This window comes from Micromonospora sonneratiae, assembly GCF_042679305.1.
Taxonomy (GTDB): Bacteria; Actinomycetota; Actinomycetes; order Mycobacteriales; family Micromonosporaceae; genus Micromonospora_H; species Micromonospora_H sonneratiae.
Map to the genome: position 1 here is coordinate 1 of NZ_JBHTMP010000032.1, position 15,864 is coordinate 15,864.

At 69.3% G+C, this 15,864-nt stretch carries 12 protein-coding genes and 1 pseudogene; 6 read left to right on the forward strand and 7 right to left on the reverse strand.

Translation table 11 applies throughout. From position 1 onward, the window contains the following. Positions 1-310 (reverse strand): DedA family protein (locus ACFQ4H_RS20245; protein ID WP_377572604.1); only part of this gene is annotated, 310 nt, incomplete at its 3' end. 578 nt (positions 311-888) lie between these two features. Here ACFQ4H_RS20245 and thrS point away from each other — a divergent pair. Further along, positions 889-2,103, forward strand: a pseudogene (gene thrS / locus ACFQ4H_RS20250) (threonine--tRNA ligase); the annotation flags it as partial. Between the two features lie 105 nt (positions 2,104-2,208). Here thrS and ACFQ4H_RS20255 read toward each other — a convergent pair. From ACFQ4H_RS20255 to ACFQ4H_RS20270, 4 genes are all read right to left on the reverse strand, one after another. After that, entirely contained in the window at positions 2,209-4,278 is a 2,070-nt protein-coding gene (locus ACFQ4H_RS20255) for an ABC transporter ATP-binding protein (protein ID WP_377572714.1), read from the reverse strand. Between the two features lie 146 nt (positions 4,279-4,424). Beyond that, positions 4,425-6,158 carry an ABC transporter ATP-binding protein gene (locus ACFQ4H_RS20260; protein WP_377572605.1) on the reverse strand — a complete coding sequence of 578 codons (1,734 nt, stop codon included), beginning with the start codon at positions 6,156-6,158 and terminating at the stop codon, positions 4,425-4,427. Between the two features lie 63 nt (positions 6,159-6,221). Further along, positions 6,222-6,731, reverse strand: a complete 510-nt coding sequence (locus ACFQ4H_RS20265; RefSeq protein WP_377572606.1) for a MarR family winged helix-turn-helix transcriptional regulator — start codon at positions 6,729-6,731, stop codon at positions 6,222-6,224. A gap of 24 nt (positions 6,732-6,755) precedes the next feature. Next, entirely contained in the window at positions 6,756-7,202 is a 447-nt protein-coding gene (locus ACFQ4H_RS20270) for a DoxX family protein (RefSeq protein WP_377572608.1), read from the reverse strand. A 118-nt stretch (positions 7,203-7,320) separates the two neighbouring features. On the opposite strand from ACFQ4H_RS20270, the gene ACFQ4H_RS20275 reads away from it, so the two are divergent. Further along, entirely contained in the window at positions 7,321-7,908 is a 588-nt protein-coding gene (locus ACFQ4H_RS20275) for a TetR/AcrR family transcriptional regulator (protein ID WP_377572609.1), read from the forward strand. Between the two features lie 505 nt (positions 7,909-8,413). Here ACFQ4H_RS20275 and ACFQ4H_RS20280 read toward each other — a convergent pair. Together ACFQ4H_RS20280 and ACFQ4H_RS20285 are read right to left on the reverse strand one after the other, a co-directional pair. Next, positions 8,414-9,853, reverse strand: coding sequence for a GuaB1 family IMP dehydrogenase-related protein (locus tag ACFQ4H_RS20280; RefSeq protein WP_377572611.1), 1,440 nt, complete (start codon positions 9,851-9,853; stop codon positions 8,414-8,416). Between the two features lie 110 nt (positions 9,854-9,963). After that, positions 9,964-11,742, reverse strand: coding sequence for an acetyl/propionyl/methylcrotonyl-CoA carboxylase subunit alpha (locus ACFQ4H_RS20285; RefSeq protein ID WP_377572613.1), 1,779 nt, complete (start codon positions 11,740-11,742; stop codon positions 9,964-9,966). A gap of 184 nt (positions 11,743-11,926) precedes the next feature. On the opposite strand from ACFQ4H_RS20285, the gene ACFQ4H_RS20290 reads away from it, so the two are divergent. The 4 genes from ACFQ4H_RS20290 (at position 11,927) to ACFQ4H_RS20305 (ending at position 15,809) form a co-directional block, all read left to right on the forward strand. Further along, the gene (locus tag ACFQ4H_RS20290; RefSeq protein WP_377572716.1) at positions 11,927-12,568 is read left to right on the forward strand and encodes a PadR family transcriptional regulator; all 642 of its coding nucleotides are present in this window, start codon (positions 11,927-11,929) and stop codon (positions 12,566-12,568) included. Positions 12,569-12,697: 129 nt separating this feature from the next. Then, positions 12,698-13,654: an ATP-binding cassette domain-containing protein gene (locus ACFQ4H_RS20295; RefSeq protein WP_377572615.1), complete on the forward strand. Its 957-nt coding sequence runs from the start codon at positions 12,698-12,700 to the stop codon at positions 13,652-13,654. Positions 13,655-13,734: 80 nt separating this feature from the next. Continuing rightward, positions 13,735-14,499 carry an ABC transporter permease gene (locus ACFQ4H_RS20300; RefSeq protein WP_377572616.1) on the forward strand — a complete coding sequence of 255 codons (765 nt, stop codon included), beginning with the start codon at positions 13,735-13,737 and terminating at the stop codon, positions 14,497-14,499. A 113-nt stretch (positions 14,500-14,612) separates the two neighbouring features. Then, a complete protein-coding gene (locus tag ACFQ4H_RS20305; protein ID WP_377572617.1) occupies positions 14,613-15,809 on the forward strand; it encodes an MFS transporter in 1,197 nt (398 codons plus the stop codon). Positions 15,810-15,864 lie beyond the last annotated feature (55 nt).

Below are 15,864 nucleotides of genomic sequence, written 5' to 3' on the forward strand. Positions count from 1 at the left end.
CGGGCCGACCCGGCGGGCCGGCCGGCTCCGGACCCCTCGATCCGGCGGTACGGCGGCGGCCGTTGCGCAGCCGTCGGCGGTGCCCACGGCGGCCGAGGAGGTATCCGGCCAGGTCACCGGCAAACACACCGAGTGCGCCGGTGGCGATGGTCAGCGGCAGGCTCAGCCCGCCGTACACGGTCAACGCGCCACCGGTGATCATTACCGCCTGGGTGGGGACGATCGGGACGAACACGTCGATTGCCAGTAGCCCGATCAGTGCCAGGTAGGCCCAGAGAGGTGACGCGATGTCCGTGAGGATCTCGGGCACGGGTGGTCACCTCGAACGGGTTCGGGATTGGCTGTCACCTCCAGCGTGACCGGCGGATTCACCCTGGTCCAGCTTGGCGGCGCCAGTGGTGACATCGGACACGTACGACCAGCAGGCTCGGGGTGAGCCTAGGTCCCGCCCCGGCCGGTGGCGAAACACGGGGTTCCGGCGCGTCACATGCGGCGTACCGTTGTCGGGGCGTGCTCCGTGGGGCGTACCGTTGTCGGGGCGTGTCCCCGGCACCTCAGGTTCCCCCCGGTGCTGACGTGCTGGGACGCCGTTGGGCCGCCGGCAGGTCCCGTGCCGGCGGCCCCCACTCCGAGATGGGGAAGGGCCCTTCCTGGCACCACAGCGGGAATACGGATGCGTCCCACAGCGGGCGGGCATAGCGTGGCCGGCATGCGCAGCGCAGCAGTCACGACGACGCCGGGACACCCCGGCGTGCTGCGCTGACGCGACAACCGTCAAGACCGGCCCCGGGCGATCCGCCCGGGGCCTCGTCGTTCTCCGGCCGTGGTCGCTCCGGGTGTACGACCCACGGGTAACGCCCCGACGGGTCGTACCCGAACGAGGAGCACGAAATGATCGACCACCGCAGGCTCGGTCGCGAGCTTGAGCTGTTCCACGCCGACCCGCTGTCCGGGGCCGGCCTGCCGATCTGGCTGCCCGCCGGGGCCGCAGCCCGGCACGCCGTCGAGGAGTACGTCCGGGAGTTGGAACGCCGGGCCGGCTACCAGCACGTCTACTCGCCGCCGCTGGGCAAGCGGGAGCTGTTCGAGCTGTCCGGGCATCTGGGCTACTTCGCCGACGACATGTTCCCGATCATGCGGCTCTCCGCCGACGACGAGTTCGTGCTGCGGCCGGCGCTCTGCCCGCACCATGCCCTGGTCTACCGGGCGCGGGGGCGGTCCTACCGGGAACTGCCGTTGCGCGTCGGTGAACTGGGCGGGATGTACCGGTCGGAGCGGTCCGGCGTACTCGGTGGGCTCAGCCGGGTACGGGCGATCTCCCTCAACGACGCGCACAACTTCTGCACCCTCGAACAGGTCGGCCGGGAGGTCGCCGAGATCCTCGACCTGATCCGGGCGGCGCACGCCGCGCTGGGCGTACGACCGGCCGGCTTCCGGCTGTCGCTGCGTGGAGCGGGGGAGAAGTACGTCGGCGACGACGCGATGTGGCGGCGGGCCGAGGATCTGCTCCGCGCAGCCCTGTCGGGGGTGCCGTACGTCGAGGCCGAAGGCGAGGCGGCGTTCTACGGCCCCAAGATCGACATCCAGATCCGGGACGCCGCCGGTCGCGAGTCGACCCTCTCCACCATCCAGCTCGACTTCGACAAGCCGGAGAAGTTCGACCTGTCCTATGTGGACCAACAAGGGGCGAGACGGCGTCCGGTGATGGTGCACCGCAGCCTGATCGGCAGCATGGAACGACTCTTCGCGTACCTCATCGAGGTGCACGCCGGAGCCTTCCCGGCCTGGTACGCCCCGGAGCAGGTGGTGGTGCTCCCGGTGGGGGCGGAGCAGTACGACGTGGCGCAGGCGTTCGCCCGCGACTGCCTGGCGGCGGGCCTGCGGGCCCGGTCGGCGCTGGACGGCTCGGTCGGCGCCCGGATCCGCGACGCTGCAGTACGGAAGGTGCCGTACGTGGCGGTGCTCGGTGCCCGGGAGGCGGCCGACGGCCGGGTGTCGTTGCGGCTGCGTGACGGCCGGAGCCTCGCCCCGATGCCGCTCGCCGAGGCGCGACGTCTCATCGCCGACGTGGTGGCCAGCCGGTCCGCTGACCTGCTGCCCTGAGCTGCCCAATGGAACGTGCCCCTCCCAATGGCTGGGAGGGGCACGTCGACCCTGATTCAGTTGGAGCGCTGCCGGCTGGGAGCGGCGATCAGTTGGCGCGCTCGTTCAGTTGGCCAGTACGGTGCCCGCGCCGACCATCCCGGTCGGATCGTCGACACCCTCGGCCACCGGCTGCGAGAACTGCGCGTGGTGCAGCCGATGATAGGAGCCCTCGGCGGCCAACAGTTCCGTATGTGTGCCCTGCTCGACGATCCGGCCGTTCTCCATGACCAGGATCAGGTCGGCGTCACGGATGGTCGACAACCGGTGGGCGATCACGAAGCTGGTCCGGTCGGCCCGCAACGCGGCCATCGCATGCTGCAACAACACCTCGGTACGGGTGTCCACCGAACTCGTCGCCTCGTCCAGGATCAGCAGCGACGGGTTGGACAGGAACGCCCGTGCGATCGTGATTAGCTGCTTCTCGCCGGCACTGACGTTGCTGCCCTCCTCGTCGATGACGGTGTCGTAGCCGTCGGGCAGGCTACGGACGAACCGGTCGACGAAGGTCGCCCTCGCGGCGGCGAGGATCTCCTCCTCGCTGGCGTCCGGGTTGCCGTACGCGATGTTGTCCCGGATCGTCCCGCCGAACAGCCAGGTGTCCTGGAGGACCATCCCGATCTCGCTGCGCAGCGCGTCCCGCCGCATGGTGGTGATGTCCACCCCGTCGAGGGTGATCCGCCCGGCGTCCAACTCGTAGAACCGCATGATCAGGTTGACCAGCGTGGTCTTGCCCGCGCCGGTCGGCCCGACGATCGCCACCGTGTGGCCGGGTTCCGCCACCAACGACAGGTCCTCGATCAGGGGCTTGTCCGGCTCGTACCGGAAGGAGACCTGCTCGAACTCGACGCGACCGTGCGGGTTGGTGACCTGGACCGGTTCGGCCGGGTCGGGGCTCTGCTCCTGCGCGTCGAGTACGGCGAACACGCGTTCCGCCGAGGCGACCCCGGACTGGAGCAGGTTGGCCATCGAGGCGACCTGGGTCAGGGGCTGGGTGAACTGCCGGGAGTACTGGATGAACGCCTGCACGTCGCCGAGGCTCATCGTCCCGGACGCCACCCGCAGGCCGCCGACCACGGCGATAGCCACGTAGCTCAGGTTTCCGATGAACATCATCGACGGCATGATGATGCCGGAGATGAACTGGGCACCGAAGCTGGCCTTGAACAGTTCGTCGTTCTTCCTGGCGAACTCGGCCTCGACCTCCCGCTGCCGACCGAACACCTTGACCAGTTCGTGCCCGGTGAAGGCCTCCTCGATCTGGCCGTTCAGCGTGCCGGTGTGCTGCCACTGCGCGATGAACTGCCGCTGCGAGCGTTTCGCGATCTGCTTGGTGACCACCACCGACAACGGCACCGCGACCAGGGCGATCACCGCCAGCAGCGGCGAGATCACGAACATCATCGTGAGTACGCCGACGACGGTGAGCAACGAGGTGAGCAGTTGGCTCAACGTCTGTTGCAGGCTCTGTGCGATGTTGTCGATGTCGTTGGTGACCCGGCTGAGCAGCTCACCCCGGGGCTGCTTGTCGAAGTACGGCAGCGGCAACCGGTTGAGCTTGTCCTCGACCTCGGCCCGCAGCCGCAGGATCGCCCGCTGCACCACGTCGTTGAGCAGGTAGCCCTGCCACCAGGCCAGCAGGCTGGCGGCGAGGAAGAGCGCCAGCGCCAACAGCAGCACCTGGGCGAGACCGGTGAAGTCGATGGTCTGCCCGGGCACGACGTCCATGCTGGCCAGCATGTCGGCGAACCGGTCGTTGCCCGCCGCCCGTGCCTGCTCGACCGCCTGTTCGAGGGTCGTACCCGGCTCCAGTTTCTGCCCGATGGCCCCGGAGAAGATCAGGTCGGTGGCCTTGCCGAGGATCTTCGGCCCGATGACGCTGAAGGCGACGCTGACCACGGCCAGCGCGATGATCCCCAGCAGGTGGGTGCGGTACGGGCGAAGGCGGCCGATCAGCCGTTTCGCCGACGGGCCGAAGTTCATCGCCTTTTCCGTCGGCACACCCGCACCCGGACCGTGCGGTCCACCGCCGCCGCGACCGGCCGCTGCCGGCAGACGTCTGGGCGTCGACTCGGCCTTCGGCCCGCCGTCCGCGCCCTCACTCTGGGGCTGCTCCGGTATCCGTCCGTTGCTCATGCCCTCGGCTCGCTGGGGCTCGCCGTTGGCATGAGTTTGGCTGGGTTCGATGATTCGCTCGCTGCGCTCGCTCATGCCCTCGGCTCGCTGGGGCTCGCCGTTGGCATGAGTTTGGCTGGGTTCGATGATTCGCTCGCTGCGCTCGCTCATGCCATCGCCGCCGTCGTCAGTTGGGACGCCACGATCTCCGCGTACGTCGGGCAGTTGTCGATGAGTTCCTCATGGCGTCCCCGGCCGACGACCGAGCCGTTCTCCAGCACGATGATCTGGTCGGCGTCGGCGATCGTGGACACCCGCTGGGCCACGATGACCACCGCCGCGTCGGCGACGATCGGGCGCAGCGCTGCTCGTAGCCGGGCATCGGTGCCCAGGTCGAGTGCGGAGAACGAGTCGTCGAACAGGTAGATCTCGGGTTTGCGTACCAGGGCACGGGCGATCGCCAGCCGCTGCCGCTGACCGCCGGAGACGTTGGTGCCGCCCTGAGCGATCGGTGCGTCGAGACCTTCCGGCATCGCCTCGACGAAGTCCCTCGCCTGGGCGACCTCCAGGGCTGCCCACAGTTCCTCGTCGGTGGCGTCCGGGTTTCCGTAGCGCAGGTTGCTGGCCACCGTGCCGGAGAACAGGTACGGCCGCTGTGGTACCAGGCCGATCCGGCTCCACAACACGTCCGGGTCGAGTTCCCGGACATCCACCCCGTCCACCAGCACCGAGCCGGCGGTCGTGTCGAAGAGCCGGGGGACCAGGGAGAGCAGGGTGGTCTTGCCGGCTCCGGTACTGCCGATGATCGCGGTGGTCTTGCCGGCCTCGGCGTGGAAGGAGATGTCCCGCAGCACCGGGGCTGCGGCTCCCGGGTACTGGAACAGGACGTTGCGCAGCTCCAGGTCACCCCGGCTGCGTACCTCGGTGACCGGCTGGGTCGGCGGGGCGACCGACGATTCGGTGTCGAGCACCTCGACGATCCGTTCGGAACTGACCGCGGCTCGCGGGACCATCATCATCATGAAGGTCGCCATCATGACGGACATCAGGATCTGCATCAGGTAGCTCAGGAAGGCGGTCAGCGCGCCGACCTGGATCTCGTCAGCCTCGATCCGGGCCGCACCGAACCACAGCACGGCGACGCTGGAGAGGTTGAGCACCAGCATCACGACCGGGAAGATCAGGGCCATCAGGCGGCCGGTACGCAGCGCGGTGGCGGTCAGTTCCTGGTTGGCCGTGGCGAACCGCTCGGTCTCGTACGGCTCGCGGACGAACGCCCGTACCACCCGGATGCCGGTGATCTGCTCACGCAGCACGCGGTTGACGGTGTCGATGCGGGTCTGCATGAGCCGGAACTGCGGCACCATCCTGCGAATGATCGCGCCGATGGCCAGGGCCAGCACCGGAACGCTGACCAGCATCAGCCAGGAGAGGCCGATGTCCTCGCGGAGCGCCATGATCACGCCGCCGATGCACATGATGGGTGCCGCGACCAGCATGGTGCAGGTCATCAGCACGAGCATCTGCACCTGCTGCACGTCGTTCGTGTTGCGGGTGATCAGCGACGGGGCACCGAACCGGGCGACCTCCCGGGTGGAGAAGCTCAGCACCCGGTGGAAGATCGCCGAGCGGACGTCGCGGCCGAAGCCCATCGCGATCCGGGCACCCAGGTAGACGGCGAAGATGGAGCAGGCGATCTGGATCGCGCTGATCAGGAGCATCCATCCGCCGGTGGTGAGGATGTAGCCGGTGTCGCCCAGGGCGATGCCCTGGTCGATGATGTCGGCATTGAGGCTCGGCAGGTAGAGCGAGGCCATGGTGCCGATGAGTTGCAGCACCACGACCGCAGCCAGCGGCCCGGCGTAGGGCCGTAACCGGGTGCGTAGTAGTCGGATCAGCACCGGGAGCCTCCGGAGTCGTGAACGTCGGCCAGCTCTCCAGAGTTACGGTCGTACGTCGGGCTGTCACGCGTATTTCGGTCCGGGCCCGGTCTTGTCGCTGTTCGGCTCCCGATGACAGGCTGCATCTTCGTCTTCCCCCATGGACATGGTCTTGATCAGTTCGAGCAGGAACTCGCGGATCACTACCGCCTTGGCCGGGTCGGCGTCGACCGACGTCAGCGGCGGATTGCTGCGGATGACCGTGAGTAGCGTCCCGATCCGGTCCGTCCCGGCCGGTGTAAGAGCCAGTCGAACCGTACGTCGGTCGGTCGCTCCCCGTCGCCGTTCGACCAGCCCGTCACGTTCCAGGGTGTCGATGACGCCGGTGAGGGTGGCCGGGCGTACGAAGCATCGGGCGGCCACCTCACGGTGGGACAGTTCGCCGTTGCGGGCGATCGTGAGCAGCGCGACCATGCCGGCTGGGGTGAGCCCGTGATGTTCGGCCAGGAAACGGCTCCACTGTTGGGACATCAGGTGCCCGGCCACGGCGACCAGACGACCCAGCGGTGCGTCGTGCAACTCGTGCGAATCCACCGAGATACGTTAGCTCCCTGATCGTTAGGAGCCAAACGAAATCGCCAGGGCTGTCGCGATGAAGACAACCTGAAGCACGGTGCGGATCCCGAGCGGTGTCACCGGGCGACCGCCCAGGGTCAGTCCGCGTCGGGCGGCGGACACGTTCGCCGGGAACATGGCCAGCATCAGCAGGGCCAGGCCGGCGGCGGTCCATCGGGCGGCGGCGGGAATCAGCAGGCCGACCGCGCCGGCAAGTTCCAGTACGCCGGTGATGGTGACCAGCAGGTCCGGGCGGGGCAGGGCGGTCGGCACCATCGCGATCAGGTCGGCCCGCCGCTGGGGGGCGAAGTGGGCGGTTCCGGTGACGACGAACAGCAGCGCGAGGCCGACCCGCAGGGCGGGGTGCCAGCCGTCCAGTGCGTCGACGCCGAGCAGGCCGGCCGTACGGGCGGCGACGAATCCGACGAGTAGTGCGATCAGCGGGGCCATGGTCGATCTCCATTGGGGGCTGGGGCGAGGCGGGCAATCCCCGCTCCACCGAATCTTGTCAGTGGCAAGACTGCCCTGACCGCAGCTATCTTGTCAATGGCAAGATATGCTGGCGGGCATGACCGGAAAGAGCCCAGCCGGGCGGGCGTACCATCACGGCGACCTGCGCCGGGCACTGTTGTCGGCAGCCGTCGAAGCGATCGGTGAGGCCGGTCCGACGGCGCTCAGCCTGCGTGACCTGGCCCGCCGAGCCGGTGTCTCGCATGCTGCGCCGACCCACCACTTCGGCGACAAGGCGGGCCTGCTCACGGCCCTGGCTACCGATGGCTTCCGCCTGTTGGCCGGTGAGCTGACCCGGGCGGCCCAGGAGACCGGCAGCATTCTCGAGATCGGCGTGGCGTACCTGCGGTTCGCCGTCGAAAACCGGGCCCATTTCGAGGTGATGTTCCGGCCGGAGCTGTACCACCAGGACGACCCTGAGCTCGTCGCGGCCAGCCAACAGGCCAATGCCGCGTTGCAGGCCGGTGTAGCCGCGCTGCCCGATGCGCCGAGCGGCCGGGAGGGCCGGCTGACCGGGCTCGCCGCCTGGTCGATCGTGCACGGCTTCGCCACGCTCTGGCTGGCCGGCACCCTACCGACCGACGTGCTGGGCACGGATCCGGAGGAGGCCGGGCGGTCGGTCATCCACCGCCTCTTCGCCCGCTAGCAACGGGCGGTCGGATCGGTGCGACTGTCGGAGTGTCCCTGAGCTGGTCGTGTCCCTGGACCGGCCACGTCCCTGAGCTGGTCGTGTCCCTGGACCGGTCATGTCCCTGAGCGATTGCATTCCTGGGCCACCCGATCGGAGATATCCAAGCCAGCTGGAGGAACGGGAGAGCCCGCTGCGGAGCTGTCGAGCTGCCCCGTCTGTGCTTCCGTGCTCCGGTGGTCCGTCCCAGTTGCATACCCGTTGCGTACCCCCGTGTGCCCCGTTTGTGCGCCCAGCTCGACAGCCTCAGCAGACCGTCCCCGCCGTGCGTGGATCCGGTGAGCAACGACAACCAGTGGACTCCTGACTCGGTAGGCCATGCGCGATCATCGTCCGGACCGGTGTCACAGACCGGTGTCACGGACTGGTGTCACAGACGACGTCGCGGGCGACGTCACGGGTGACTCGGCTCGACAGGTTCCGCGACGACGGCTCCCGGGTCGCGCGCTCTGCGCGTGACAGCTCACCAACTCGTCGGCAGCGGCATACCTTCGGTAAAGCCGGCGGGACTCTGCACACCCACCACGGCCTTCGCGTGCAACTCGCGGAGGTTGGCCGCACCGGTATAGGTACAGGCGCTGCGTACCCCGGCCACTATCTCGTCGATCAGATCCTCCACGCCTGGTCGCGCCGGATCGAGGAACATCCGAGCGGTGGAGATGCCCTCCTCGAAGACCGCCTTACGGGCGCGGTCGAACGGACTGTCGTCGGCCGTACGGGCGCTGACGGCCCGGGCCGAGGCCATGCCGAAGCTCTCCTTGTAACGTCTGCCGTCGGCATCGGTGTAGAGGTCGCCAGGGGACTCGTACGTGCCGGCGAACCAGGAACCGATCATCACGTTGGACGCTCCGGCGGCCAGCGCCAGGGCGACGTCGCGAGGATGGCGTACGCCCCCGTCGGCCCAGACGTACCGGCCGAGTCGGCTGGCGGCTTCGGCGCAGTCCAGTACGGCGGAGAACTGTGGCCGTCCGACGCCGGTCGCCATCCGGGTGGTGCACATCGCCCCCGGCCCGACCCCGACCTTGACGATGTCCGCGCCCGCCTCGATCAGGTCCCGGGTACCGGCGGCGGTGACGACGTTACCGGCGGCGATCGGGACCGGCGGGTCGAGCGCCCGTACGGCCCGCAGCGCCGAGAGCATCCGTTCCTGATGACCGTGTGCGGTGTCCACGACCAGTACGTCCACACCGGCTTCGAGCAGTGCGACCGCCTTGCCGGCGACGTCGCCGTTGATGCCGATCGCGGCGGCCACCCGTAGTCGGCCCCGGTCGTCGACGGCGGGCCGGTAGAGGGTGGCCCGCAGCGCACCCTGCCGGGTCAGTACGCCGACCAGCCGACCGGCCGCGTCGACCACCGGCGCCAACCGGCGGCGGCCCTGCCCCAGTCGGTCGAAGCCGGTACGGGGATCCGCCTCCACGCCGACCGTGTGCAGGTCGGTGGACATCACGTGGCGCAGTTGGGTGAACCGGTCCACGCCGACGGTGTCCGCATCGGTGACCACGCCGATCGGGCGGTGCTCCGGGTCCACCACGATCACCGCACCGTGCGACCGCTTGGGCAGCAGGTGGATCGCGTCACCGATGGTGTTGGTCGGCCCCAACGTGATCGCGGTGTCGTGTACCAGGTGCCGCTGCTTCACCCAGGAGACGACCTCGGCGACCACGTCGATCGGGATGTCCTGGGGCAGTACGGTGATCGCCCCGCGTCGGGCGGTCGTCTCGGCCATCCGACGCCCGGCTACCGCGGTCATGTTGGCGACCACGATCGGGATCGTGGTGCCGGTGCCGTCGGCGCTGGACAGGTCGACGTCGAGTCGGGACCCGAGCGCCGAGCGGGTCGGGGTCATGAAGACGTCGTTGTAGGTCAGGTCATGCGCGGGAGCCGCGTCGGAGAGAAACCGCACCCGGGTAATCATTCCCGGCGAGGTCGCCCGCCGCTGACGGTCGGGAAGATCCCGGTGATCAGGGACCTTCCCGTACGACACGCCAGGGACACGCCGGAGTTAGTCCCTGATCACGAGGAAGGGGTGATGGAGCAGATCGCCGAACCGGCGGTGATCACCGCGCCGACCTCGGCGGACAGCCCACTGACCACACCCGCCTGGTGTGCGTTGAGCGGCTGCTCCATCTTCATCGCCTCGAGCACCACGATCAGGTCGCCCTCGGCGACGGTGTCCCCGTCGGCCACAGCGATCTTGACGATCGTGCCCTGCATCGGGGAGGTGAGCGAGTTGCCGCTGGCGGCGTTGCCGGCCTTACCACCGGAGCCGCGTCGGGCTGGCCGACGGCTGGCCGGGGCACCTGATCCGGTGGCCGGGGCGGTGGCCGTACCGTTGCCGAGGCCGGCGGGCAGGGTCACCTCCAGTCGCTTGCCACCCACCTCGACCACGACGGTCTCGCGGGCGGCCGGAGCCTCCGCCGGTCCGGCGGTGGCGGTGAACGGCGGCACGGTGTTGTCGAACTCGGTCTCGATCCACCGGGTGTGTACGGCGAACGGCGCAGCGGTGAAGGCCGGGTCCCGGATCACTAGGCGGTGGAACGGCAGGGCGGTGGCCATCCCCTCGACCACCATCTCGTCCAGGGCGCGACGGGCGCGTTCCAGCGCCTCGGTCCGGGTCTCCCCGGTGATGATCACCTTGGCCAGCAGTGAGTCGAAGTTGCCGCCGATCACGTCACCGGCGGAGATGCCGGTGTCGACGCGTACCCCCGGGCCGGAGGGCAGGCGCAGCGCGGTGACCGTGCCGGGCGCGGGCAGGAAGTTGCGGCCCGGGTCCTCGCCGTTGATCCGGAACTCGATCGAGTGGCCGCGCGGGGTCGGGTCCTCGGTGAGCCGCAGCTTCTCGCCGTCGGCGATCCGGAACTGCTCGCGGACCAGGTCGATGCCGGCGGTCTCCTCGGTGACCGGGTGCTCGACCTGCAACCGGGTGTTGACCTCCAGGAACGAGATCGTCCCGTCCGCGCCGACCAGGTATTCGACCGTGCCGGCACCGTGGTAGCCGGCCTCCCGGCAGATCGCCTTGGCGCTGTCGTGGATCTCGGCGCGCTGTGCCTCGGTCAGGAACGGCGCGGGGGCCTCCTCGACCAGTTTCTGGTGCCGCCGTTGCAGGGAACAGTCCCGGGTGCCGACGACGATGACGTTGCCGTGCTGGTCAGCCAGCACCTGGGCCTCGACGTGCCGGGGCCGGTCGAGGTAGCGCTCGACGAAGCACTCACCCCGGCCGAAGGCGGCGACCGCCTCCCGGGTGGCCGACTCGAACAGTGCCGGGATCTCCTCCATGGTGCGGGCCACCTTGAGGCCCCGCCCGCCGCCACCGAAGGCTGCCTTGATCGCCACCGGCAGGCCGTGGTCGATGGCGAAGGCCATCACCTCGTCGGGGCCGCCGACCGGGTCCGGGGTACCGGGTACCAGGGGAGCGCCGGCCCGCTGGGCGATGTGCCGGGCGGTGACCTTGTCACCGAGGTCGCGGATCGCCTGCGGGGTCGGCCCGATCCAGGTCAGGCCCGCGTCGATGACGGCCTGCGCGAAGTCGGCGTTCTCCGCGAGGAAGCCGTAACCCGGGTGTACGGCGTCCGCCTCGGACCGCTTCGCCACGTCGAGCAGCTTGTCGATGCGCAGGTACGTCTCGGCGGCGGTGTCGCCACCCAGCGCGTACGCCTCGTCGGCGAGGGTGGCGTGCAGCGCGTCCCGGTCGGAGTCGGCGTAGACGGCGACGCTACCCAACCCGGCGTCGCGGCAGGCGCGGATGACCCGGACGGCGATCTCGCCCCGGTTGGCGATGAGTACCTTGCGCACGCTGATCCCCTCTGGCTGGCTGATGACCCTCTGGCTCGTGAATGGGGGGCTCCCGGAGATTACTGAACGGGAGTTTAACGGCCATGTTGATCAACTTGATCAGTCGGCGGTGTGGGATGTTGCACTGGATTCGCCAGTTTAGTCAAATTTGTTTATTACGCTGTTGGCCGTGTCAGCAACCCGCATGATGATCCTTGGTCTGGTCAACTGGATGCAGCCGGTGCACGGCTACGACGTACGCCGTGAGCTGTTGAGCTGGAACGCCGACAAGTGGGCGAACATCCAACCCGGATCCATCTACCACGCCCTACGCAAGTTGACGGCCGAGGGGCTGCTCCGTGAGGTGGCCACCGAGCAGGTCGGCGGTCGCCCGGCGCGGACCACGTACGAGGTGACGGCCAAGGGGCGGGAGGAGTTCGAGAGCCTGCTCCGTGACCTGTGGTGGCAACTCCACCAGCCGAGCGACCCGTTCTCCGCCGCCTTCTCCTTCCTGCCCGCCCTGCCCCGCGAGGAGGCCGCGGCGGCCCTGCGTAACCGGGCACGGCTGCTACGCGCGGGTAACGAGTCGATGCGTGCCTCGTTGGACTCGGATTGGATCAGGAGGTCGAAGCCGGTCCACGTGGGGTGGATGTACGAGCTGTGGTGTGCCCGGGCCGAGGCGGACATCGCCTGGTGCGAGCGGATCGCCGGACTGATCGAGTCGGGGATGCCGTACCTGCCGGCGGAGTTGGCGCAGCAGGAGGGCTGGGAGGGCTGGCACGCGATGGTCGATCAGGGGGAGCGGGTGGTGGGCGGAAAGTCGACAGTGGAGGACAACGAGCAATAATCAAGCTTGACCAAAAAAGCTATATCGCGTTAGCTTCGACCGAGCGTTGGGGTGGACGCCTTCTGGCGTGGTCCCCGGGGGAAGCCGGCCGACGGCATCGGCCGTCGGCCAGACCACCAGGAGCAGAAGATGATTGAGACCAGGGGGCTGCGGAAGTCGTTCCGCTCCCGCCAGGGCAAGGAGACCAGGACCGTCGACGCGGTGCGTGGCGTCGACCTCGTCGTACCCAAGGGGGAGATCTTCGGCTTCCTCGGGCCGAACGGGGCGGGCAAGACCACCACCCTGCGAATGTTGGCCACCCTCATCGAGCCGGACGGCGGTGAAGCCGTCGTGGCCGGCGCGAACCTGCGTACCGAGCCGGCCGAGGTGCGCCGCCGCATCGGCTACGTCGCCCAGGGTGGCAGCACCTGGGACGAGTCGACCGCCCGCGAGGAGTTGGTGCTGCACGCCCGGATGTACGGCATCGGCAAGGCCGACGCACAGCAACGGGCCACCCGGGCCCTGTCGGCGTTCCAGCTCACCGAGTACGCCGACCGTAAGTGCAAGACCTATTCCGGAGGCCAGCGCCGTCGGGTCGACATCGCCCTCGGCATCATCCACGAGCCGCAGATCGTGTTCCTGGACGAGCCGACCACCGGTCTCGACCCGCAGAGCCGGGCGCACATGTGGGACGAGATCCGCCGGCTGCGCGGCGAGGGCATGACGGTCTTCATCACGACGCACTACCTGGACGAGGCCGACGCGCTCTGCGACCGGATCTCGATCATGGACCACGGCGAGATAGTCGCCGAGGGTACGCCGGCCGAACTCAAGCGGGAGATCGCCGGGGACGTGGTGCTCGTCGGCATCGACGGTTTAGTGCCGCAGGCCGCCCAACTGCTGGACACCCAGCCCTACGTGACCAAGCTGGAGACCCCCGAGGAGGGCGGGCTGCGCCTCTACGTCGACGAGGGCGCGACCGCGATCCCACAGATCCTCCGGGTGCTGGACGGGGCCGGTCTGGCCCTGCGCTCCATCGAGCTGCACCGGCCCAGCCTCGACGACGTGTTCCTCACCAAGACCGGCCGTTCGCTGCGCGAGTCCTGAACACCGCGTCCGCAACCGGCTGCTGAACACCGCGTCCGCAACCCGAGCCTCGAATCCGCGCACCTGAACGGGGAGACCTGATGAAACTCTTCCGCGACACCTGGTTGATCTTCCAACGGCAGACCCAGTTGCTGGTCCGCCAACCCGTCTGGCTCTTCGTCGGCATCTTCCAGCCGGTGATGTACCTGACGCTCTTCGCGCCGCTGCTCAAGCCGGCACTGAAGCCGCTCGGTGCCACCACCGACGCCGAGATGTACCGGATATTCATTCCCGGCCTGCTGGTCATGCTGGCCATCTTCGGGGGCCTGTTCCAGGGCTTCGGCCTGATCGCCGAGCTACGGGCCGGCATCCTCGAACGGTCCCGGGTCACCCCGGTCAGCCGGTTCGCCCTGCTCCTGGGCCGGTCCCTACGGGACGTCGTGTCCCTGCTCATGCAGGCCGTGATCATCACGGTACTGGCGTTGGCCTTCGGCCTACGGGTGCAGCTCGGTCACCTGCTGCTGGCGTACCTGCTGCTGGCGCTGATCGCGCTGATGACCTCGACCGTCTCGTACGGCGTGGCGTTGATGGTCAAGAGCGAGGACGCGTTGGCGCCACTGATGAACACCGTCGCCCAGCCGGTCCTGCTGCTCTCCGGCATCCTGCTCCCGCTGGCCTTCGCGCCCGGTTGGCTCAAGCGGGTCGCCGACTGGAACCCGTTCTCCTGGGCGGTGGACGGAGCCCGCGCGTTGTTCGCCGGCAACATCGACGACCCGTCGGTCTGGCAGGGGCTGACGATCATCGCCGTGATCACCGTACTGGCCGTGGTCTGGGCGGCTCGCGAGTTCGCCCGCAGCGTCCGCTGACCGGGTCGGTCGACCGGCCCGTGACCGGGTCGGTCGACGGCACCTGACCGGCGGGGCGAGAGCCGCATCTCACTTCGGCGGGGCCCGGCCCGAGCGCTTGTAGCGTAACGGCCGTGCCCCGCCTCACCCATGACCGAATCACCTGGTTGACCTATGCCCAACTCGGCGTCTGGGGATTCTTCCTCTACGGATTCGGGCCGGTCGTGCCGCTGTTGCGGGACGAACAGGACACCAGCGCCGCAGTCGCCAGCCTGCACAGCACCAGCCTGGCCGTCGGCGCGCTGATCGGCGGGTTCCTCTTCCCCGTACTGGCCCGACGGATCGGTCGCGGCCGGACCCTCTGGCTCAGCCTCGCCGGGATCGCCGTCGGGGCTGCCGCCCTGTCCATCCTCCGGCCGCTGCCCGCCACCCTTACCGCCGTCGTCGTCGCCGCCACCTTCGGCACGATGGCGGTCTGCGGGGTCAACACCGCGCTTACCGAACACCACCGCGCCGCCGCACCCGCCGCGATCAGCGAAGCCAACGCCGCCTGCGCCGGCATGGGCATCCTCGCCCCCATCGTCATCGGGCTCGCGGTCGGTGCCGGCATCGGCTGGCGGCCGGCGCTGGCCGTCGAGGTCGGCCTGATCGCACTCGTCGCGCTGGCCGCCGTGGTGTTCCGGGTACGCCTACCGCAGGGCACCACCGCTGCCGCGGCTGCCGGCAGCCGATCGGGGCGGCTGCCCCGGGCGTACTGGATCGCCTGGGCCCTGATGGGACTCACCGGCTCGATCGAGGTGTGCCTGTCGCTCTGGTCAGCCGATGTGCTGCGGTCACACGCGGGCATGTCCCCGGGTGGGGCGTCCGCCGCACTCTCCTCGATCGTCGGCGGCATGTTCCTCGGCCGACTCGTCGGTGGACGGATCGCCCTGCGGGTCGCCCCGGTGCCGCTGCTGCTGGCCGCGCTCACCGTGTCGATGGTCGGCTTCCTGGTGTTCTGGGCGTCGCCGATCGGCTGGATCGCCGTCGGCGGGTTGACGATCCTGGGGCTGGGTAACGCGATGCACTATCCACTCGCGATCTCGATCGCGCTGGCCGCCGCCCAGGGACAGGCCGACCGGGCGGCGGGCTACTCGTCGTACTCGATGGCGGTCGGGTTCGGGATCGCGCCGGTCGTACTCGGCTGGGTGGCGGATGGCGTCGGTCCGCACCTGGCGTTCCTGATCCTGCCGGGGTTCATCGTGGTGGCCGCGCTGCTGGTCCTGCGGCTCGGCCGACTCCTCCGCCCCCACCCGACGGCACCCTCCCCGGCAACCCCCGCCCGGGTGTAGGGCAGGGGTGCCACGAACAGGACGTACCGGACTGTCTGCGCGCTGACCGGGCCCC